Consider the following 19,734-nt stretch of genomic DNA (forward strand, 5'->3'; position numbering starts at 1 on the left):
GTATTAAAGAAAATAGGGATTTGATTGGACAAAATAGATCACTTATTGAAAAAAATAAACACGATATCGAAAAAAATACAAAAGACATCATAACAAATGTTGAAAAAGTAGATATCGATTTGGAAGACTAAAATTTCTGATTTCTTATCTCGGCTATTAATAAATTTGCTAGAATTTTTTATTTAAGATTTTAGCAAATTATTTTTTATTTGAAAATTTTATATTTATTGTATTCTTCAGCTAGTAAAAGTTATGTATGTATTTCTTATGGGCGCATGTATAAAAAATTTATAGTTTTTGAAGAAGAATCTTAATTTTTAAAAAAATAAATCAAGATTTTATGCATCAAGCTGCTTCATTAAAAGCACAAGCCCTATTCTATCCTTTACATTTAGCTTACTATAAATCGAGCTTGTATGTGCTTTGACTGTTCTTAGTGTAATACCTGTTTTTTCTGAAATTTCATTATTTGTTAGACCCTGATAGATTAAATCTGCAATTTCTCTTTCCCTTGAACTAAGCTCAGAGAGATCAGTCCTTTTATCTGCCTTTTCACTTTCACTATTAATATATGAGCCGCTTAGCTCACTAATCATTGCCTGAACAAATTCTTGGTAAAGCCATATATTTCCATTAAAAATAGTTTCAAAAGCATCTTCAAAGTGAGTCTTTCTCATGTGGGAATTTGCATAGCCCTTGATTCCAAGTGTAAGCAGATGCTTGCCTTCGTTTATCGTTGGTCTATTTGAGAGTATGAGTATTTTTATATTTGGTGACTTTTCAATTATATTTTTTATAACATCATCAATATTATCTTTAAAAACATCAATATCAATGCCTATAATATCAACATTGTCATTTATATGAGAAAAAAACTCTTTTCTATTATGTATAAATTTCACATCGCTATTGCCAGTAAAATAGCTTCTCCAAATATTGTTTAATGCACTATTTTGTGTAAATAAAATAACTTGCATTACCTTTCCTTGGATTATTTATATAATTCTTTCATAAATTTTTTTACTATTTATAAAGAATTCTATATAACGACTTTCGCCATTTTTGTGCATCTTGTAATCTATTGATGAGAAAAATTTAGTAACCACTGAGGATTTTTCTTCTAAAAAAATAGTCATTTCAAAAAAATCTTGTGATATAGCATATTTATAAGGAGTATTTAAATTTAAAATTCCAGGATCAAAGTCAAATTTATCCAAACTCTGGTCAAAGCCTTTTATTAAAATTTTAATGTTTCTTACTATATCATCTTGAATTTTTATATTTTCAAATAGTTTTTTATGTCTACAAGTAACATCTACTAATTGTAAAAATTCTATTTCACAATCACTAAATTTAAATCGTTCAATTTCATCATTAACTATATCGCAGCAATAATCATCTTTTATGAGATAGAAATTTTGTAAATTTTGAAATTTTTCAATGTCGTATTCACCAAATTTCTTATCATAAAAAGCGATCTTGCCCATTACCTCTCCGTTAAGGCATTTTGTTTTGCCTTCAAAATAGGCTTTAATAAATAATCAAGTATTGTCTTTTTGCCGGTAATGATATCAGCTGAGACTATCATACCAACTTTTATTCTAAGCGGTTTTTCTTCGCTACCAAGATAATTTTTCTCAGTTTCTATCCTGACCAAATAATAGCTCTCGCCAGTTTTTTCATTAGTCTCCGTATCGGCACTAATCTGCGTTACTTTGCCTTTTAAACCACCGTAAATACTAAAATCATAGGCCGTAAATTTAACCATCGTATCAAGCCCAGGTCTCAAAAATGCAACATCAGCTGGTTTTACTTTTACTTCAGCAACCAATTTATCCTCAAGAGGAACGATCTCGGCAATATTTTCACCAGGCTTGATAACTCCTGATACGGTATGAGCCATCATTTTGCTGACAATACCATTTACTGGAGATCTTACATATGTTCTTTCTACTCTATCGCTTAGACTGATTTGTGATTCATTTATCCTTGCAATCTCTGCCGAAACCTCATTTAGCTCTTTTTTTGCATTGTTTTTAAAAGCAAGTTTTGCTTCTTCGATCTTATTTTTTGCCTCTTTTATGGTCGATTCGACCCTTGGCACGGCAAGCACAGATGCGTCAAGCTCGCCTTTTAGGTCATTTACGCGTCTTTGAAGCTGGATATACTCGACCTCGCTAACAAGACCTTTTTTAAAGATAGGCTCCATGATAGCTTTTTCTTTTAAAACAAGGTTGTAGCTATTTTGAGTTTGAGAAATTTTATTTCTAAGCTCATTTAGCTCACTTTGGCGTTGATGGATCTGCTCTGTTAGAATTCCTATTTGCTCATTTAAGTGATCGATGTTTGAGTTGTGCAAGCTTATCTCGTATCTTACGGCCTTGCTATTGTTCGCATCTCTTGTTTCGTTATAGTCAAATTCTTTATCATTGGCTTCAGCGTCAAGCCTCATAAATTTAGCCTGAAGCTCATCAAGCCTTAGCTTTGACTCGCCGTAGCTACTTGTAAAGTTTTTATTATCAAGCCTGATTAGAATTTGATCTTTTTTAACCTCATCGCCCTCTTTTACAAAAATTTGATCCACGATACCACCCTCAAGGTTTTGTATCGCTTGGTTTTTACCTGAAGGGATGATCTTGCCACTACCTCTTGTTATCTCATCTATCTGCGCCCACGAAGCCCAGATAAGAAGCCAAAATACAGTTATACTAACTGCATAAAGTATCTTTTTTGAAGTCGATGGAGCCTTTGCCAAAACCGCTTCTGAAAGGCTTGACATAAATTTCAAATCATAAGCATCATAATTTTTTGTTTGAAGATTAGACTTTATGTCATCTACACTATTTAAAATTTTATTACTAGCTTCCTCTTGTTCTTTTATGTTATTTTCAGAAATTAATCTTTTTTCAGTTTTTGGATTTTCATTTTGTTTATTCTTGATATCTTCTTGCATGATTACTTCCCACTAAGTCTTGCTAAAACTTCATCTCTTGGTCCGTCCAATAAAATTTTGCCATTATCCATAACTATAAGCCTATCAACAAGATCTAGCATCGACGTCCTATGTGTAACAAGCAGCATCGTTTTATTTGCTGTATTTGTCTTTAAATTTATTTTTAACTTATTTTCAACCGTATTATCAAGAGAATTTGTTGGCTCATCAAGCAAAATAATAGGACTATCTAGCAAAAATGCCCTAGCCACAGCTATACTTTGACGCTGTCCGCCACTTATGCCGTCACCTCTTTCAAAGACTGGCATGTCAAATCCGAGTGGATGGGCATTTACATATTCATCAACTCCGCTTACTTTAGCTGCTTTTATAATCTGAATATCATCAACATATGGTGCTTTTTGAACAATATTTTCTCTAACCGTTCCTTTAAAGAGCACAACATCTTGCGGAACATAGCCGATGTTTCGCCTAAGATCGGCTGGATCGATTTGATTAATATCAATACCATCAATTAGCACTGAGCCTTCAGTTGGTGAGTAAAGTCCCAAAATGAGCTTTTGTAAAGTAGTCTTTCCAGAGCCATTTTTGCCTATAATGCCAACTTTTTCACCTGGCTGAATAACAAAATTTATCCTATCAAGCGAACCTTTTGTGGTATCTGGATATGTAAAGCTTACATTTTTAAACTCGATCTTTCCATCAAAAGAATTTCTTCTAACAAATTTTTTACCCTCTGGCCTTTCAACAGGCATTTGCATAATCTTACTAAGACTTTGATAGGCTGTTTTTGTCTGCTCAAAATTTGCAGCTAGTGAAGCTACCTGTCCCATAGGAGCGATAGCACGAGAGCTAAGCATAACTGCAGCGATAAGACCACCCATTGTAAGATGCGTATCTTGTATCATATAGACGCCAAGAACGATGATGGCAATAGTATTTAATTGCACTAAAAAAGATGTAACAGTCGTTATCGAAGTTGTAATAATTTTTGATTTAATGCTTCTATTTGCTATCTCACCGGTTGCCTCTTCCCAGTTCCACTGTATATGTCCACTAGCACCAAGAGTTTTGATGGTCTCAAGACTACTAAGGCTCTCTATTAAAATTCCATTTTTTATAGCCGAAGCCTCAAATGTACTTTTAATAGCATTTTGAAGTGGATCTTTTATAAAAAATGTATAACATAAAATAGCTATCATGATAACAATTGGCACGAGTACGATATAACTTCCTATAAAATAAGTAACTATCAAGAAAATGATCGCAAATGGAAGATCGACAATGGCTGCCAATGAAGCTGATGAGAAGAAATTTCTAACCGTATCAAACTCTTTTAGATTACTAGCGAATGAACCAACAGATTTTGGTTTATTGCTAAATTTCATATCCATAACGCGCTCAAATAAAATAGAGCTCATTATGATGTCACTCTTTTTGCCAGCAATCTCAAGAAAATATGATCTTACAAATTTTAAAAAAAGATCTATACCATAAACTACACTTACACCAAGTGCTAAGACCCAAAGTGTCTCAACCGCATTATTTGGCACGACACGGTCATATACATTCATCGTAAAAAGCGGACTAGCAAGAACAAATAAATTTATAATAAAACTTGCAAGAACAACATCAAAATAAATCTTTTTTGAACGTTTTAGAGTTCCCCAAAACCAATGGTCATTGCCCACATCAATTAGCTTTGTTGAGCTAGTATCCTCTGGAACAAACTCGCGCTTTAGATAGTATGCATAGCCTAAATATTCTTCTTTTAATTTACTTATTTCTATCGTGCTAGTACCAGTTGAAAGTTCTGGCGTTATGATATTTGCTGTCTTTTTATCTTTACTAAAAGATTGTAAGATGCAAGCTTTTTTGCCTCTAAGCATTAAAATGCAAGGTAAAACTAAAGGAGAGATTTGTTCAAGATCTTTTCTTACAAGGGTAGAAGCAAAACCAGCACGAGAAGCAGCACGAGAAAATAAAGACCTTGAGCTTTTAAGTGAAAAAAGCTCAATCTCATCGCCATCTTTTACTGGCAAGCCAATAGTTAAAGCATCGGCACTGTATGGATTATTATGAAGCTTGGTAAAAATAACCAAACATTGAAGCAGCTCATCTTTTATCTTATCACTATGCATCTATCATCCAATGTTCTTGATTTCATCTATATAAATTCCTTGCATATTTTTAATGCCAAGATCGATTAACTTTTTCTTCTGCTCTTCGCCTTCAACACCGATTGCGATTAAAATAATGTCTTTTGAGCTTAAAACAACATCAAGTGATTGTTTTGTGTTTACTCCTGACTTATCACTTAAGAAGTCAATCAAAACATTTGACTGAATTTTTACATAATCAGGGTTAAATTCTTTTAGCTTCTCAATACCTTTTGCATTAAGCTCGAAGTGGTCAAAACCAAATCCAAAGCCAAGCTCTTTTAATTTTTTAGTAAGCTTAACTATACTTTCTATGCTAATATCGTCTTTATTTGGAATTTCTATATAGTTTTTATATTTCGAAATTTGACTTATCTTTTTAAGAGTAGCTTCGAGTTTTGAAAAATTTTCATCTGAGTTTAATATCTCTTTGCCCAAATTTATTGCCAAGTTGCCACTTGGTAAGATATTCTCCGGTAAAATTCTGGCTACCCTATTTAAGATGTGAAGATCAAGCATCGCACCTAAATTTAGCTCATTGACCATCGGCATGAAATATGAGGCCATACGCCATACACCATCTTTATCAACAAGCCTCAAATAAAGCTCATACTGCTCAAAATTTGAATTAAGATCAATCACTTTTTGAGCTGCGAATTTAAATTCATCCTCTTTTATTGAGTCAAAAATAAGCTCTTTGTACTTCTCTTTACCAATCACTAAAGTATTTTGATTTTCATTAAATACCTTATATGTAAAGCTTCCAGCAAGTCTTGAGCTAGCCAATGTAACATCAGCTGAAGTAAGAAGTGTCTTGATATCAGTATTTGGTGAATACTCAACTATCGCAGCATTTACTGGATACTCGCTATCATTTAGCGCAAAATTTGCATAAAGCTTTTTAAACTCGTTCATAATTTCATCACATAGAGCCAAGAAATTTGATGAATTTCTACCATACGAAAGCACGATGAAATCATTATCGTTAAGCCTTGCAACAATTGCATTTTTATCATTATGGATTGATTTTTCTTGTAAAATTTGAGCTATTTTCATTATAACGCTTTGCCATTTTTCAAAGCCAAGCGTACTTTTTAAATTTATTAGATCTTTAAAACTAACAAGCAAAGCAACACCACTTGAATATTCTTCACTAGCTAGATACTCACTAAATTTAGTTTGAAAAAATCTTCTGTTATTAGCACCACTCATTGTATCTTTATATAAAAGCTCTTGATATTTACTGAGTGTAGCTGCCTCTCTCTCAAAAATGTCTTTTACCTTACTAACCATAGAGTTCATAGCTAGAACCATTTTTTTAAGATCAGCTGTAAATGGAATTCTTTTTTGAATGATAAATTTATTATCAAGTATGGCCTCAGCCTGATCTTGAACCTTCATAAGCGGCCTAAAAATAGCTTTTAGAGCGAAATATGCCACCACAAGAGTGGCAATTATCATTAGAAGAAGAAAATTAAAAATATTTTTTGAGTTAGTATAAAGCTCATTGTAGGCAAGTGCAGTGCTGCCTTGAACATAAAGCGTGCCAAATTTTGCCCAACCAGTCATAATCTCGCTATCTGCTATTGGCGCTTCAAACTTGGCTATTTTATAAAACCACTCAGGAATATCTTTAACAACTGTTTGTTGAGAATTTTCAATAAGAACCTTGCCATCAACATCTTCAAGCTTGATAAGCTTGTATCTACCGCTGTCAAACATAGAATTTATCATTGTTTGAGCCAAGGACATGTCATCTGGATCGATAATAGGCTTTAAAGCAAGTCCGAGCGAATTTGCTGTATGTCTTGCGTTTTCACCAAGCTGGTCATTAATATATCCATTTAGGCTCTTAAAATTTAAGTAGCCAACAGCCATAAAAATCATGATACCAAAAGTTATCACGGCGATCATAATTTGTTTAAATAGCGTCATAAATCCTCTTTTCCTATCCTATCTATTAGTTCCATCCACTTAGGATTTTGTTTTTTATTTCCACCTGGTATTGCTTGACCAAGACCTTCTTGTTTTGCCAAGTATAGCGAATCACCATTAAAACTATAAACTGGAACAAGGTCTGTTCTTTGAGTTGCGATTTTTATTTTACCATTTATGTTATCTAAAATTAATGGAATAGATTTTGGTGTATCGTAGTATGCTAAAACCATATGAGCTTGATTGTATCTTAAGGCTTTAACATATGTGAAGTATAATTTTTGAGTTGGAATTCCTAGCTGCTTTAGTGTAAAATATTTTGCGATAACGTAGTCTTCGCAGTCACCAGCACCTTTTCCTATAAATTCCATTCTAGTAGCCCAATAATCCTTTTTGTGCCAAAGCTGCATATCATCAACCCATCTAAAAGAGTTAAAAAAGTCATTTACTTTTATTAATTTCTCTTGTTCAGTTGCATCTTGCAATGAAGCCATTAAAGAATTTAGAGCAGAAGCCCTTCTTCTTGCATCTTCTCCATAAATTTTAGCTACCTTTGCTATAGTTGTTGATTTTATAAAATCTCCAATAGCACTTGCTAATAATAAAAAAAGGACGCTTACTATAAGCGTCCAAAAATTTGTCTTGACCCTCATGGTCATTACTTTTTACATTTTTATCTTAAATCGTTTTGAATGCTGCAAGCACCTTGAATGTATCTCTTTGCAAAACCTGGTTCAAAGCTATCTGAGATCATTCCCATATTATCTAATAGTCTGTATTTCGCATAAGATAGCGCTGTCTCAGTTGTAGCGATCTCTTTTAATGCAGAGTTATATTCATTTTCAGCATCAAGCAAGTTTATAAGATCACGACGACCAATTCTAAATTCATCCTGATAAGCATCAAGTGTAGCTTTAGCATATTCAACGTGTTGATTTAAGTATCCCATTTTCTCTTGGTTAAGAACATAATTTTGCCATGAAAATTCCAAAGATTCTTTAAGCTCTCTTACAAGATTGTCCAAAGTTTGTTGCTCCTGTTGAACGGCAAGTTGGCTTTTTTCTTTATCTAGTTTATCATTACCTTTATTGTAAAGGTTGTAGTTTAGTCTTAAAAGTGCGTCAAATGTTTGTTCTTCATAATTATCATATAAAACATTTGAATGATCATACGCACCAGATACAACAAGATCTAGCTTTGGTAAGAATGGCGCATTTTTCTCTTTTACAACTGACTCTGCCATAGCAATATTTGATTTTTGAACCAAAAGTGACGGATTGCAAAGGATAGCTTTGTTGTAAACAGCTTCTTTCGTGCTAGGCAAAGGAAGGCTAAACTCAGGCATTACTAAATTTTTAGCTGCAACTTTTTTTCCATATAATTTCTCAAATGTAGAAAGTGCATCTTCATAGTTATTTTTAGCAGCTGTATAGTTTGATTGAGCTAAAGTATAGCGTGATCCAGCTTGTCTCTCTTCAGAAGCTACGCCATAACCTGACCTTGCTCTATCTTTAATTTGGCTATAAATTTCCTCATGACTCTTTACGTTTTCTTCTTCAATGTCTAAAATTCTCTTAGTTTGAAGAACTTGTAAGTAAGCATTTGCAGCATTTAATGTAAGTCTATCTGCAGCTTGTGCTACTGAATAAGCAGCTGAATCAAGTCTTGCGCTTTGAGAATTTATTCTATTTTTATCAGCACCACCATTGTATAAATTTTCAACCAAAGTTAGAGATGTACCAGAAATTCTTCCATCTCCTCTTCTTGTAGAAACTCCATCATCAAGGCGTTTTTTCTCATATCCCACTCTAGCAGCAGCGTCAAGTGTTGGATAATAGGCATTCTTTGCTATTTTTAGATCTTTACCAACTTGTAGATAGTTAAATTCTGTAGCTTTTAAACTTGGATTTTCATTTAAAATAGTCTTTATAACTTGATCTAAAGTCAAAACTCCATCATCAACTTGTGCTACTGGTTTTACTTCAGTTGATATAGCTTGTTCTATATTAGATTTTTTTGTTGTTTGAGTATCAGCCACAGGTGCTTTTGCTCTCATTAAAGCATCTTTATAGCCTGATTCGTTTTGAACTTTAACTAATAGACTATTAGCTTCATCCTCAGAGACTGGAGTCGTGTCAACATATAAAAATTTTCGTCCACCAACCTCATAGATACCTGTAGTTAGTCTGCTGTCAGAGATTTTGCTATTGACTTTATTAACAACACTATCAATTCTAGCCTGATTATCATCTTGTGCAAATGAAGCTAGAAAAATCCTATAAGGAACATCTTGAGCTGACAGCACAGTTACTGCCAAAGCACTAATTGCTAACATCTTTTTCATAACTAAGATCCTTTTACCTTATTTTTATTATTAAGTCTATACTTAAATTTTGATGCGAATTATACACCAAGAAAAATTAAATGTATTTTAAATATCTTATGACAAAAAAATAATTTTTATATAGTTTTAGAAAAACGCCTTAAATTCTCGGGAATTTTCTTTAGATATTCATCAAAACACATTGCAATATTTCGTATTATCAGCGTTCCTGTCTCATTAACGCTGATCTTATCTGCCGTAACATCGACAAATTCACTTAAATTCTTTAGCTCTTCAAGCTCATTTTTGAAATGTTCAAAGAAATTTATATAAAATTCATCCTCGACTGCCTTAATATTAAGCCCGAAATTACTCATCAAACTCATGATCACACTTTTTCTAAGCAAGTCTTCATCGTTTAGATAAATTCCCTTTGCATATGGCAATTTTCCAGCATCAATCGCCTTTTCATACTCGTCCATATCTTTATGATTTTGCGCGTAGTGTCTTTTGCACTCGCCAATACTTGTGATGCCTATGCCAATGAGATCAGCGCCACCCTTTGTCGTATATCCTTGAAAATTTCTATGCAAAGTACCATTTGCAAGAGCACCAAAAAGCTCATCATTTGGCTTTGCAAAGTGATCCATTCCTATCATTTTATAGCCATTTTTGGTTAAAAACTCAGCTGTAAATTTTAAAATTTCAAGCTTCACTTCTGGATTTGGCAATGTGGTTTCATCAAATTTACGCATTGATTTTTTTATCCATGGCACATGAGCGTAGTTAAATACCGCAAGTCTATCGGGATCAAGTGTGAGGGCTAGTTCAAGCGTCTTTTTAAAGCTCTCTAGGCTTTGATACGGCAGACCGTAGATCAGATCCATATTTATTGATTTTATACCCTTCTCTCTAGCCATTTTTACAGCATTTTGGGTGATCTCATAGGGCTGAATTCTATGAATTTCTTTTTGCACCTTTTCATCAAAGTCTTGCACGCCGTAACTTATGCGATTAAAGCCATGAGATATGAGCACATCAAGCTGCTCGTTTGTTAAAAATCTCGGATCTATCTCGCAGCTTATCTCAGCCTCTTTTGAGAAATTTTTAAATTTAGCTTTGATAAGTTTGATAATCTCATCAAGCTGAGCGGCATTATAAAATGTCGGGGTACCGCCACCAAAGTGCATCTGTAAGACTTCAGCGCTAGTGTCCAGGTGGTGAGCTAAAATTTCAAGCTCTTTTTCTATATATCTTATATATTTCTCTTTGCGATCCTCTTTGCTCGTGTAAATGACATTACAGCCACAAAAATAACAAGCACTTCTGCAAAATGGCAAGTGTAAATAAAGCGAAAGCGGTCGATTCAAATCACGATTTTCAAGCTCTTTTATATAAGCTTCATAGCTAAATTTATCACTAAACTCTGGTGCTGTCGGATAGCTAGTATATCTTGGCCCTGGCCTTGAATACTTCACATAAGCACTAAAATCAATCATCTGCCCTACTCCTTGCCATTTGAATCACCTCTTTTATGTCTACAAATAAATTTGGGTGCTCTTTTTTGATATTTTTTACTAGTTTGTCAAGATCAATATTAAATTGCCTACTTTTTTTATCGCTTGCGATCTTTTTTATCTCATCCATAGCAACCACCCAAACATCGCTAAAATCAACCGGTATATTTTGCCAGATCGTCTTTTCAAGCCTTAGATCAAAATTTTCTTTTTGCGACTCTTTTAAGGCCTCGATCAAAGCCGAAAGCGATTTTACAGAGATTACTGTGTGTAAATTTTGATTTTCATCAATACCAAACCACGGCTCTTTTGAGTCCCAAGAGCCACTTTTTAAATTTAAAATATGCTCATTTGGATTTTTTGTTGAAACTATCTCAAAGATCGTCTTTTCAGGGCTACTCAGCCCAAGGTTATTGCCGATCTCATCTATCTCATCATATATATTTTTCTCTTTGCTCATCTTCTTCTCTCATCCAGCCAGACCATCACGCTTTTTTGGGCATGAAGTCTGTTTTCAGCCTCGCTAAAAATTTCATCTGCGTGCTTCTCAAAAACTGCCTCGCTCACCTCGTAGCCCCTATAAGCTGGCAAGCAGTGCAAAAATATCGCATCTTTTTTAGCTAAGCTCATCAGATTTTCATTCACGCAGTATCCAGCAAAGTCTTTTAGCCTCTTTTCTTTCTCAGCCTCTTGCCCCATCGATACCCAAGTATCTGTAGTCACTACATCGGCACCATTTACCGCTTCTTTTATATCATTTGTGATAAAAATTTTCGCACCTGAAATTTTCGCGTTTTCATTAGCCATCTTTAAAATTTCAGCGTCTACATCGTAGCCTTTTGGCGTGGCGACTCTTAGCTCAAGTCCAAGTTTGCTAGCTAGCATGAGCCACGAGTGAGTCATATTGTTGCCATCGCCTACGTATGCGACCTTCTCTCCTACACCAAATTCAAGCATGGTTAGATAGTCCGCCATGAGCTGAACTGGGTGAAATTTATCACTTAGTCCGTTTATCACTGGCACGCTTGAAAATTTAGCAAATTCTTCTAGTGTCTCGTGCTTATCGACCCTTAGCATAGCCATGTCACACATCCTGCTTATCACTCTAGCGGTGTCGCGGATTGGCTCGCCGCGGCCTATTTGTATATCATTTTTACTTAAAAATAGCGCATATCCGCCAAGCTCATACATGCCCACATCAAAGCTTACTCTCGTTCTAGTCGAGCTTTTTTCAAATATCATCGCAAGCTTTTGGTCTTTAAGATATGGCTTAAATTCTCTAGCCTTCGCCTCTTTTTTGATCTTGCGGGCTAAATTTATCATCTGCTCGATTTCATCTTTGCTAAAGTCATTTAGCGTCAAAAAGTGCCTCATCTTAGCCCCTTAAAATTTTAGCCGCTTCTTTTGCGTGATAGGTGATGATCAAATTTGCCCCTGCTCTTTTAAAGCCGATTAATGTCTCCATCATAACGCGCTCATAGTCGATGATACCGGCTTTTGCGCCAGCTTTTAGCAGTGCGTACTCGCCGCTTACGTTATAGACGCAAAGTGGCAAAAGTGTCAAATTCCTAAGCTCTCTAACGATGTCAAGATAGGCAAGCGCTGGCTTTACCATCAAGATATCAGCGCCTTGCGCCTCGTCTTGCAAGCTCTCGTTGATTGCCTCCAAGCGGTTTGCGCTGTCCATTTGGTAGCTCTTTCTATCGCCAAAGCTTGGTGCGCTTTGCGCCACGTCACGAAATGGTCCGTAGTAAGCTGAGGCAAATTTGGTTGAGTAAGCCATCACTGGCAAATTTTCAAAGCCATTGCTATCAAGCGCCTCTCTTAGCGTTGCGATGATGCCATCCATCATGCCGCTTGGTGCGATCATGTCAGAGCCATTTTGAGCGTGTATCAAGGCTTGCTTGGCTGAAATTTCAAGCGTTGCGTCGTTGTCGATGGTGTTATGCACATGGTCGATTATGCCGCAGTGGCCGTGGTCTGTGTATTCGCAAAAGCAAAGGTCGGTGACGACTACCAAATTTGGAAATTTATCTTTTATGGCTCTAAGTGCAGTTGCGATGATGCCATCATTACTTAGTGCATCGCTGCCAACGCTATCTTTTAGGCTTGGTATGCCAAATAAAATGATCGATTTTATACCTAAATTTACTATCTCTTCGCACTCTTTTAAAATTTCATCGATACTCATTTGATAGACGCCTGGCATCGAAGCGATCTCGTTTTTAACGCCTTTGCCCTCGACCACAAAGAGCGGATAGATGAAGTCATTTACGCTAAGGCTAGTCTCTCTTACCATGTCTCTTAGGGCTGGATTTATTCTTAATCTTCTAAAACGTTTAAACATATTTTTGCCTTTTCTTTGTTAAAATGCGTGATTTTTAGCTAGTTTAGCACAGTTGGAGTAAATTTAAAATGAAAATAGAAATTTCAAATGTCGCAAATCTACCCTCAAGATTTGGCACTTATAAGGTTCAAGCCTTCAAAGAAGGGGCAAAAGAGCACCTCGTGATCTACAAAGAGCCTTTGAGTGAGGTGGTAAATCTTAGAATTCACTCCGAATGCCTAACTGGCGATGCGATCGGAAGCCTAAAGTGCGACTGCCGCGACCAGCTTGAAGCGAGCCTAAAATATATCGAAGAAAATGGTGGCATGGTCATCTACCTGCGTCAAGAGGGCAGAAATATCGGGCTTTTAAACAAAATAAACGCTTATAGCCTGCAAGATAAGGGCTTTGACACCATTGAGGCTAATCACCAGCTAGGTTTTAAGGCTGATGAGAGGACTTACGAAGTGGTTGATTTTATCCTAAATCACTACGGCATAAAAGAGGTAAATTTACTCACAAATAACCCTTTAAAACTTCACGGACTAAGCTCAGTAAAGATCGTAAAACGCGTGCCTATCGTCATCAAACCAAATAAATTTAACGAAGGCTACTTAAAGGTCAAAAAAGAGCAAATGGGGCATATTTTGTAATGAAAAATGAGCTTTGCTTGCCGGCAGAATTTGACGAAAAAGTAAAGGCTTACGCTCAAATTTTTGCTAAATTTAACAAGGTTCATAGCTTAAGCAACTATAAAGATATAAGCGAACAGGTGCTTGATAGCATTAGACCGCTTGAAATTTTTGACCTAAGCGCCAAAACGGCGATCGATGTTGGTAGTGGGGCTGGCTTTCCAGCGATATTTTTAGCCCTTGCGATGTCTCAAACGAAGTGGCATCTTTTTGAGCCAATAGCCAAAAAGTCATCATTTCTAAGCTATGCTAAGATCGAGCTTGGCTTGCAAAATTTAGAAGTTCATAGCCAAAAGATCGAGCTTGCAGATAAATTTACGGCTGATCTCATCACTTCAAGGGCGCTTAGCAAGACAAAAGAGCTTATAAGAATTTGCGATGGGTTTTACGATGAAAAGACCAACTTTCTCATTTACAAAGGCTCAAGCGTCATGGAGGAAATTTCAGGCATAGACGCAAAAATTTATAATGAAAAAAATAGAAATTACATATTTTTTAATCTAAAAAATCATGGAGAAAAACATTGAAATACTTGCTTTTTGTAGCGATTTTGGTTGCGATTTACATCATATTTTTTAAAAATAGAAAAAAAAGCGACAAGATAAGCACCAGCAACTTCGAAGAGTGTAGCAAATGCGGTGTCTTTAGTGACATCGACCAAATGGTATTAAGAGACGGAAAATACATCTGCAAAGAGTGCATAAAGGGTGAGAGATGAAAATTTTAGGCGATGAACTGATCAAATTTGAGCCGCTATTTCTTTGCAAAAGTGAAGATGAGATTTCAAACGGCAGGCAAAATCTCTTTAAATTTGATAGAAATTTCATAAAAAGGGCACTAGAAGTTGAAGCAAGTTTTAGCGTTTTTGTGACGGATGCAAATGAAGCCATTATCGCAAACGCGGCTAGAGCAAAATTTATTATCGCAGATATTGACATTGCAAAAGATCTAGCAAAGATTGCTGAGAGTTATCTATTTGACGCGCTTATAGCTGTTTTGATAAAAGATGAAAGCGAGCTTACACAGCTTACAAAATTTAACATCGATGCTGCAATCTTGCCAAACGCTATAAAAAATAAGGACAAAAATGGAAATTTTTAAAACTGCTTTTTTAATGGTTGCTTTAATGTTAATTTTTATCGCTGTTGGCGGATATGTTGGTGGCGAACAAGGCATGATGATCGCCTTTTTGATGGCAGCTGGCGCAAATATCTTCTCATATTTTTTTAGCGACAAACTCGTACTAAAAAGATATAACGCCATTCCAGTCGATGATAGTAACGCTCACGGGCTTTATGAGATCGTATCTCGCCTCACACAAAAGGCAAATTTGCCTATGCCAAAAATTTACATCATACCAGAAGAGGTACCAAATGCCTTTGCCACGGGCAGAAACCCAAGCCATGCAGCTGTCGCGGTCACCGAGGGGCTTTTAAAAATTTTAAATGAAAACGAGATCGAGGGTGTGCTAGCTCACGAGCTAAGCCACGTAAGACACTACGACATCCTAACTGGCTCAATCGCTGCCATACTAGCTGGTGCTATCGCAATGCTTGCAAATTTTGCTAAAGTTGGCGGTATTGCTGGGCAGAGTGGCGGTTCAAGAAGAGGCGGCGGTAATGCCATCGTTATGCTAGCACTTGCTATACTCATGCCAATAGCTGCCACAATCATCCAAATGGCGATCTCAAGGGAGCGCGAGTACAAGGCGGACAAAGGCGCAGCCTATCTAACAGGACATCCAGAGTGGCTTGCAAGTGCTTTAAGAAAGCTTGAGAGCTACTCAAATTCTTACGTTATGCAAAACGCAAGCGAGCAAAGCGCTCATATGTTTATCGTAAATCCATTTGGCTCGCTAACTAACAAGCTTGGCGTACTTTTTAGAACGCATCCAAGCACTAGCGATAGGATCGCTGAGCTTGAAAGACTTGAACAAGAGATAAAAAGAGGCATGTAGAAAATTTAGTTCTAGTAAAATTTGGGCTAAATTTCTTCTTTTTACCATCTTTTTTGGCTTTAAATTTAGACATTTACAAGAAATTTTAATTTTATGAGCGAGTAATCTCGGATCTAAAATTTGAGCCAAGCGGTGGGCAAAATCAAATTTTAGTAGTCGATTCTTGCAAGTAAATAAAATTTAAAATTTACAAAAATATCAAATTTACAACCAAAAAACCAAAATTTAACCCCAAATTTCACTGCAATTTCTTGCAGTCGCGATCTTCTATAGTGTACTCAAAGATCAACTCACCATTTTCTGAATAAAAAAGCTCATCCAAGGTGACACCGATGCTTAGCATATTTAAGATCTCTTTATCTTTGCAAGCGGTTCGTAAATTTTCCTTTTTGATAGCTTCGATAAATTCCAAAAGCTCTTTCTCTTCAAGCCTTTTGATCTCTTGCTTTCTTGCGTGTTTGATGGCATATCTATAAATGAGCGTATCGCCGACATTCAAGATATCATTAAGTGTCAGTGTTGGCGTGCAGATAAATGGAAGCTTTTTTTTGTAGTAAGTTGCGTGATTTTTCGCTGCTATATCTGGTGTAAGAGCTAGGGCAAGCGAGTAAAAAAATAGTAAAAAAAGTGCTACTCGCAACTACTTTTATCCAAATTTATATCAAAAAAATGCCTATCCTCAAAGCCGTAACTACCACTTAGTGTGATGCCACGATTTAGCACAGCTCTAGCCATACCTGAGTTACAAAGCGCATCTTTTCCATTTTTATAAAACTCATCTTTTAAAGCTAAAATTTGAGCTTTGTTGTAGCCTTTTATCCTCTTTGTCTTGGTCTCGTTTAAAACAAACTCACCATGTATGTTTAGCCCACTGCTACTTACATCTTTTAGCGTGATCATCTCATCGACTCTGCTTGGTAAATTTGGCTTTGCAGTTTGGACGACAAAGGCTGGGATCTGCTTAGTATCAAGCTGATTTAGTATCTGCTCATAAATTTTAAACTCACTCTCTTGCACACCAAAAGCAAGGCTAGCAAGAGCTAATAAAACAATCTTTTTCACACATTACCTTTATATAAATTTTCTAGTTATATTTGGCGAGAGCTTTACTAAAATATCATAACTTATCGTATCAAAAAATTTCGCCCAAACATTTGCATCCTCAAAGACACAGACCCACTCGCCGCTATCTTTACAACTAAAGCTATCCATTGAAATTTTGCCCAGTATTGGCTCGTTATTGGCAAGTCTTAGCTCGCCACATCCATTGTATCTTAGCAATCCATCACCATATCCAAGATCATAAGTGGCTACATTTATATCTTCTTTTGCGTTAAATTTAGCGCCATATCCAACACTTTGACCACTTTTTAAAATACGCCTACTAACTCTTCTTGCCCATAGCGAAAGTACCGGCTTTAACCCCAAACTATCATTAAACTGAGAGTATCCATACTGGGCAATACCAATACGCACCATATCATCTTCAAGCTCTGCTGCTCTCTCAAGAGCAGCTGAGTTGTGAGAGTGAAAGATCGGTTTTTTTATACCAAACTCATCGCAAAGAGCTAAAATTTTCTCTTTTGCAGCCCTAAAATTTTCTCTTTGCACAAAATAATCAGCATTTAGCTCATCACTTGCACGAAAATGAGTATAAGCTCCAAGAAGCTCTAAATTCTTTCTTGTTAAAATTTCAAACGCGTAATCAAGCTCACTTATATCAAGCCCATTTCTATGCATACCAGTGTCGATTGCAAGGTTGATTTTTGTATTTTCTTTTATCTTTAAAAGTGCGTCTATGTCGTTTATCGCATAGATAAATTTACTACTTTCATTTCCGGTTGGGATATGTGAGAGAATGAGAATATTTTCAAATATGTCAGAAATTTCATCTGCTTCAAACTCACTTTTTACAGCACAAATTTCTATGCCAAATTTTTTAGCCTCACTAGCAATAAGCCTTGCGCCATGGCCATAAGCATTGTCTTTTAATACAACTATTACTTTCTCTTTGCCACCAGCTTTAGCACAAATTTGAGTGAGGTTATGGATATATGAAGCTTTATTTAGGCGTATTTCAGACATTAAAATTCACATTAAAGGCAGTATAAACATCCGGTAAAAGTTTTCTTACGTTGTAGTCAAATGCATAAAATTTAGCGTAAATTTCTTTCAGATCAGCCTCTTTTACTTTGCTAAAATCAAAAACATCAGTACCATATTTCTTTGGAACTTGGCGGTCAAGCTCAGCAAAAAAAGCAGCTCTTGCCTCTAAAATTTTTTCGATTTTTTCTTTTACTTCTTGAGATTTTTCCACTTTTACTCCTCTATAAAAATTTTCATATCATCGTTATAAAGCTTCACATAAAGCGTCTTTTGCCCAGCAAATTTGTGCGTATCTGAAACATAATCCTCATAAAAACTCACACGAAAAAGCCTATCGTTTTTAAGATTTGGATAAGGCGTGATGAGAAAATTTGAAAAACTAATGCGTTTTTTCTCTTTTTTAGAAAAAATAGCCCGCTTCATACTTTTAAATTTTTCCAAGCTCATACCATCGTATCGCTCAAAGTTTTTATCGTAAAATTTAAGATAGTTTTCAATGTCGCTCTCGCTCCAGGTCTTTTTCCAGCCTAAAAGCCCAGAAATGATCACTGCAATATCTTTTGCACTAGCTTCTGGACGCTTATCTTCATAAATAAATGCAAGTGTTTTTTTGTGATCCACTACATCATCAAATTTCATCAAAGTATCATTTTGCATAGCCACGCAGCCTTTTGTTTTTAGCTCATCTGTCCTTTGACCATCAAGCGGATAGCCATGTATCCAAATACCGCCACCATTTCGCTTTGCAAGCTTATCAAGTAAATTTGGATATGAAAGCGAAAATGCAAGCGGTCCAAGATATCTATCATTTGGCGTAAATCTACGTGTAAGCTGATACACTCCAACCGGTGTTTTTAGATCGCCTTCAAGAAGCTTATCGCCATTTTTGCCAACTATAACGCTTGAGCTAAAAAGCTTTTTTGTAATGCCGCCATTATAAGAGATCACTTCGAGCTTCTTTTTAGTTTTATCAACTACACTTAGAAGTATCTCATTGTCATAATATCCATATCTTACATCCTTGCCTTCAAGCTTTTTTAGCCAGTAATCCTTACTTAAAATATTTTTTTCGATGGCATCAATAACAGCAGCTGAGCCATTTTTTAAGTAAATTTCTTCGTAATTTTGGGCAAAAAGACAAGGCGATAACGCGATGAAGAAAAATATAATTTTTTTCAAGTGAAATATCCCAAAAAGTAAAATTTAGTCCGTAATTATATCCTAAAAAATTTATATTTTTAGATTTTAAAGGTAAATTAAGTAGTTCTAAATGTATAATGTGAAAACCATTATTAATTTTATCACAAAGGAAAAATATGAAAAAAATCGTTTTTGGTGCGATGCTTGCAGCTTCTGCTCTTATGGCGGCTGATATCAGCCTAGAAAATGTTAGAGCTAGAGATACAAAACCTGGCACAAACAATAGTGCAATTTTTATGGATATAAAAAATGCTTCAAATTCTGATGTAAAGCTCATCGGTGCTCATTCAAGCGTTTGCAAAAGTACAGAAATTCATACACACAAAATGAATGATGGTATGATGGCTATGGTTCAAATCGAAGATGCTGTGATCCCAAAAAATGGCGAAACAAAACTAGCTCCTGGCGGTTTACACATTATGCTTATGGATCTAAATAAACCATTAAAAGATGGTGATAAAGTTGATTTAGAGCTAAAATTTAGCAATGGCGAGAGCATAAAGCTTGATAATATCGGAGTAACTAAAAACTTTAAATAATGAAAAAAATCATAATTATTTTTTCAT

At 35.5% G+C, this 19,734-nt stretch carries 22 protein-coding genes; 6 read left to right on the top strand and 16 right to left on the bottom strand.

Annotated features, from left to right (window positions below; all coding sequences use genetic code 11):
- Positions 1-338: 338 nt before the first annotated feature.
- The 11 genes from CVT18_RS06945 to hemB form a co-directional block, all read right to left on the bottom strand.
- Positions 339-977, bottom strand: coding sequence for a response regulator transcription factor (locus tag CVT18_RS06945; protein ID WP_107824361.1), 639 nt, complete (start codon positions 975-977; stop codon positions 339-341).
- Positions 978-995: 18 nt separating this feature from the next.
- On the bottom strand, positions 996-1,487 hold the full coding sequence (locus CVT18_RS06950) for a DUF5416 family protein (RefSeq protein ID WP_103629244.1): 492 nt from the start codon (positions 1,485-1,487) through the stop codon (positions 996-998).
- A complete protein-coding gene (locus CVT18_RS06955) occupies positions 1,487-2,953 on the bottom strand; it encodes an HlyD family type I secretion periplasmic adaptor subunit (RefSeq protein WP_107824362.1) in 1,467 nt (488 codons plus the stop codon). The genes CVT18_RS06950 and CVT18_RS06955 overlap by 1 nt, the downstream gene beginning before the upstream one ends.
- A gap of 2 nt (positions 2,954-2,955) precedes the next feature.
- Positions 2,956-5,094 carry a type I secretion system permease/ATPase gene (locus tag CVT18_RS06960; protein ID WP_107824363.1) on the bottom strand — a complete coding sequence of 713 codons (2,139 nt, stop codon included), beginning with the start codon at positions 5,092-5,094 and terminating at the stop codon, positions 2,956-2,958.
- A gap of 3 nt (positions 5,095-5,097) precedes the next feature.
- Complete coding sequence (locus tag CVT18_RS06965) at positions 5,098-7,047, bottom strand: LapD/MoxY N-terminal periplasmic domain-containing protein (protein WP_103629242.1); 1,950 nt, start codon at positions 7,045-7,047, stop codon at positions 5,098-5,100.
- Positions 7,044-7,700, bottom strand: a complete 657-nt coding sequence (locus CVT18_RS06970; RefSeq protein WP_021090757.1) for a transglutaminase-like cysteine peptidase — start codon at positions 7,698-7,700, stop codon at positions 7,044-7,046. Before CVT18_RS06970 ends, CVT18_RS06965 begins: the two co-directional genes overlap by 4 nt.
- Before the next feature lie 20 nt (positions 7,701-7,720).
- Entirely contained in the window at positions 7,721-9,391 is a 1,671-nt protein-coding gene (locus CVT18_RS06975) for a TolC family outer membrane protein (protein WP_103629241.1), read from the bottom strand.
- A 116-nt stretch (positions 9,392-9,507) separates the two neighbouring features.
- Positions 9,508-10,869, bottom strand: coding sequence for an oxygen-independent coproporphyrinogen III oxidase (gene hemN, locus CVT18_RS06980; RefSeq protein WP_103629240.1), 1,362 nt, complete (start codon positions 10,867-10,869; stop codon positions 9,508-9,510).
- Positions 10,862-11,347: a DUF2603 domain-containing protein gene (locus CVT18_RS06985; RefSeq protein WP_084040706.1), complete on the bottom strand. Its 486-nt coding sequence runs from the start codon at positions 11,345-11,347 to the stop codon at positions 10,862-10,864. The genes hemN and CVT18_RS06985 overlap by 8 nt, the downstream gene beginning before the upstream one ends.
- A complete protein-coding gene (argF, locus tag CVT18_RS06990) occupies positions 11,344-12,261 on the bottom strand; it encodes an ornithine carbamoyltransferase (RefSeq protein ID WP_107824364.1) in 918 nt (305 codons plus the stop codon). The genes CVT18_RS06985 and argF overlap by 4 nt, the downstream gene beginning before the upstream one ends.
- A gap of 1 nt (position 12,262) precedes the next feature.
- Positions 12,263-13,234 (bottom strand): porphobilinogen synthase, encoded by a 972-nt coding sequence (gene hemB, locus CVT18_RS06995; RefSeq protein WP_103629238.1) that lies wholly within the window; start codon positions 13,232-13,234, stop codon positions 12,263-12,265.
- A gap of 68 nt (positions 13,235-13,302) precedes the next feature.
- On the opposite strand from hemB, the gene ribA reads away from it, so the two are divergent.
- The 5 genes from ribA to htpX are packed head-to-tail and all read left to right on the top strand — an operon-like array spanning position 13,303 to position 15,862.
- Positions 13,303-13,866, top strand: a complete 564-nt coding sequence (gene ribA, locus CVT18_RS07000) for a GTP cyclohydrolase II (RefSeq protein WP_103629237.1) — start codon at positions 13,303-13,305, stop codon at positions 13,864-13,866.
- On the top strand, positions 13,866-14,432 hold the full coding sequence (gene rsmG / locus CVT18_RS07005) for a 16S rRNA (guanine(527)-N(7))-methyltransferase RsmG (protein ID WP_103629236.1): 567 nt from the start codon (positions 13,866-13,868) through the stop codon (positions 14,430-14,432). The genes ribA and rsmG overlap by 1 nt, the downstream gene beginning before the upstream one ends.
- Complete coding sequence (locus CVT18_RS07010) at positions 14,429-14,623, top strand: hypothetical protein (protein WP_009294554.1); 195 nt, start codon at positions 14,429-14,431, stop codon at positions 14,621-14,623. Before rsmG ends, CVT18_RS07010 begins: the two co-directional genes overlap by 4 nt.
- Positions 14,620-15,006, top strand: coding sequence for a hypothetical protein (locus CVT18_RS07015; RefSeq protein ID WP_103629235.1), 387 nt, complete (start codon positions 14,620-14,622; stop codon positions 15,004-15,006). Before CVT18_RS07010 ends, CVT18_RS07015 begins: the two co-directional genes overlap by 4 nt.
- Entirely contained in the window at positions 14,993-15,862 is an 870-nt protein-coding gene (gene htpX, locus CVT18_RS07020; protein ID WP_103629234.1) for a zinc metalloprotease HtpX, read from the top strand. Before CVT18_RS07015 ends, htpX begins: the two co-directional genes overlap by 14 nt.
- A 238-nt stretch (positions 15,863-16,100) precedes the next feature.
- On the opposite strand, the gene CVT18_RS07025 is transcribed toward htpX, so the two are convergent.
- The 5 genes from CVT18_RS07025 to CVT18_RS07045 are packed head-to-tail and all read right to left on the bottom strand — an operon-like array spanning position 16,101 to position 19,147.
- Complete coding sequence (locus CVT18_RS07025; protein WP_103629233.1) at positions 16,101-16,502, bottom strand: flagellar protein FlaH; 402 nt, start codon at positions 16,500-16,502, stop codon at positions 16,101-16,103.
- Positions 16,493-16,924 (bottom strand): peptide deformylase, encoded by a 432-nt coding sequence (locus tag CVT18_RS07030; RefSeq protein WP_103629232.1) that lies wholly within the window; start codon positions 16,922-16,924, stop codon positions 16,493-16,495. The genes CVT18_RS07025 and CVT18_RS07030 overlap by 10 nt, the downstream gene beginning before the upstream one ends.
- Before the next feature lie 9 nt (positions 16,925-16,933).
- Entirely contained in the window at positions 16,934-17,947 is a 1,014-nt protein-coding gene (locus CVT18_RS07035) for an alanine racemase (RefSeq protein WP_107824365.1), read from the bottom strand.
- On the bottom strand, positions 17,940-18,179 hold the full coding sequence (gene cmeU, locus CVT18_RS07040) for a CmeU family protein (RefSeq protein WP_107824366.1): 240 nt from the start codon (positions 18,177-18,179) through the stop codon (positions 17,940-17,942). Before cmeU ends, CVT18_RS07035 begins: the two co-directional genes overlap by 8 nt.
- A 2-nt stretch (positions 18,180-18,181) precedes the next feature.
- Positions 18,182-19,147, bottom strand: a complete 966-nt coding sequence (locus tag CVT18_RS07045; RefSeq protein ID WP_021090919.1) for a L,D-transpeptidase family protein — start codon at positions 19,145-19,147, stop codon at positions 18,182-18,184.
- A 137-nt stretch (positions 19,148-19,284) separates the two neighbouring features.
- Here CVT18_RS07045 and CVT18_RS07050 point away from each other — a divergent pair, with 137 nt between their 5' ends.
- Complete coding sequence (locus CVT18_RS07050) at positions 19,285-19,707, top strand: copper chaperone PCu(A)C (RefSeq protein WP_072594846.1); 423 nt, start codon at positions 19,285-19,287, stop codon at positions 19,705-19,707.
- The last annotated feature ends 27 nt before the right edge of the window (positions 19,708-19,734 follow it).

Origin of the sequence: Campylobacter concisus (assembly GCF_003048405.1) — a bacterium.
Classification (GTDB): domain Bacteria; phylum Campylobacterota; class Campylobacteria; order Campylobacterales; family Campylobacteraceae; genus Campylobacter_A; species Campylobacter_A concisus_Q.

Coding starts and splice junctions, on each gene's coding strand:
- CVT18_RS06955 (WP_107824362.1), bottom strand. CDS start 2,953: ATGCAAGAAGATATCAAGAATAAACAAAATGAAAATCCAAAAACTGAA.
- CVT18_RS06960 (WP_107824363.1), bottom strand. CDS start 5,094: ATGCATAGTGATAAGATAAAAGATGAGCTGCTTCAATGTTTGGTTATT.
- ribA (WP_103629237.1), top strand. CDS start 13,303: ATGAAAATAGAAATTTCAAATGTCGCAAATCTACCCTCAAGATTTGGC.
- CVT18_RS06945 (WP_107824361.1), bottom strand. CDS start 977: ATGCAAGTTATTTTATTTACACAAAATAGTGCATTAAACAATATTTGG.
- CVT18_RS06965 (WP_103629242.1), bottom strand. CDS start 7,047: ATGACGCTATTTAAACAAATTATGATCGCCGTGATAACTTTTGGTATC.
- rsmG (WP_103629236.1), top strand. CDS start 13,866: ATGAAAAATGAGCTTTGCTTGCCGGCAGAATTTGACGAAAAAGTAAAG.
- CVT18_RS07050 (WP_072594846.1), top strand. CDS start 19,285: ATGAAAAAAATCGTTTTTGGTGCGATGCTTGCAGCTTCTGCTCTTATG.
- CVT18_RS06975 (WP_103629241.1), bottom strand. CDS start 9,391: ATGAAAAAGATGTTAGCAATTAGTGCTTTGGCAGTAACTGTGCTGTCA.
- htpX (WP_103629234.1), top strand. CDS start 14,993: ATGGAAATTTTTAAAACTGCTTTTTTAATGGTTGCTTTAATGTTAATT.
- hemB (WP_103629238.1), bottom strand. CDS start 13,234: ATGTTTAAACGTTTTAGAAGATTAAGAATAAATCCAGCCCTAAGAGAC.
- CVT18_RS07015 (WP_103629235.1), top strand. CDS start 14,620: ATGAAAATTTTAGGCGATGAACTGATCAAATTTGAGCCGCTATTTCTT.
- hemN (WP_103629240.1), bottom strand. CDS start 10,869: ATGATTGATTTTAGTGCTTATGTGAAGTATTCAAGGCCAGGGCCAAGA.
- CVT18_RS07035 (WP_107824365.1), bottom strand. CDS start 17,947: ATGTCTGAAATACGCCTAAATAAAGCTTCATATATCCATAACCTCACT.
- argF (WP_107824364.1), bottom strand. CDS start 12,261: ATGAGGCACTTTTTGACGCTAAATGACTTTAGCAAAGATGAAATCGAG.
- CVT18_RS06950 (WP_103629244.1), bottom strand. CDS start 1,487: ATGGGCAAGATCGCTTTTTATGATAAGAAATTTGGTGAATACGACATT.
- CVT18_RS06985 (WP_084040706.1), bottom strand. CDS start 11,347: ATGAGCAAAGAGAAAAATATATATGATGAGATAGATGAGATCGGCAAT.
- CVT18_RS06970 (WP_021090757.1), bottom strand. CDS start 7,700: ATGAGGGTCAAGACAAATTTTTGGACGCTTATAGTAAGCGTCCTTTTT.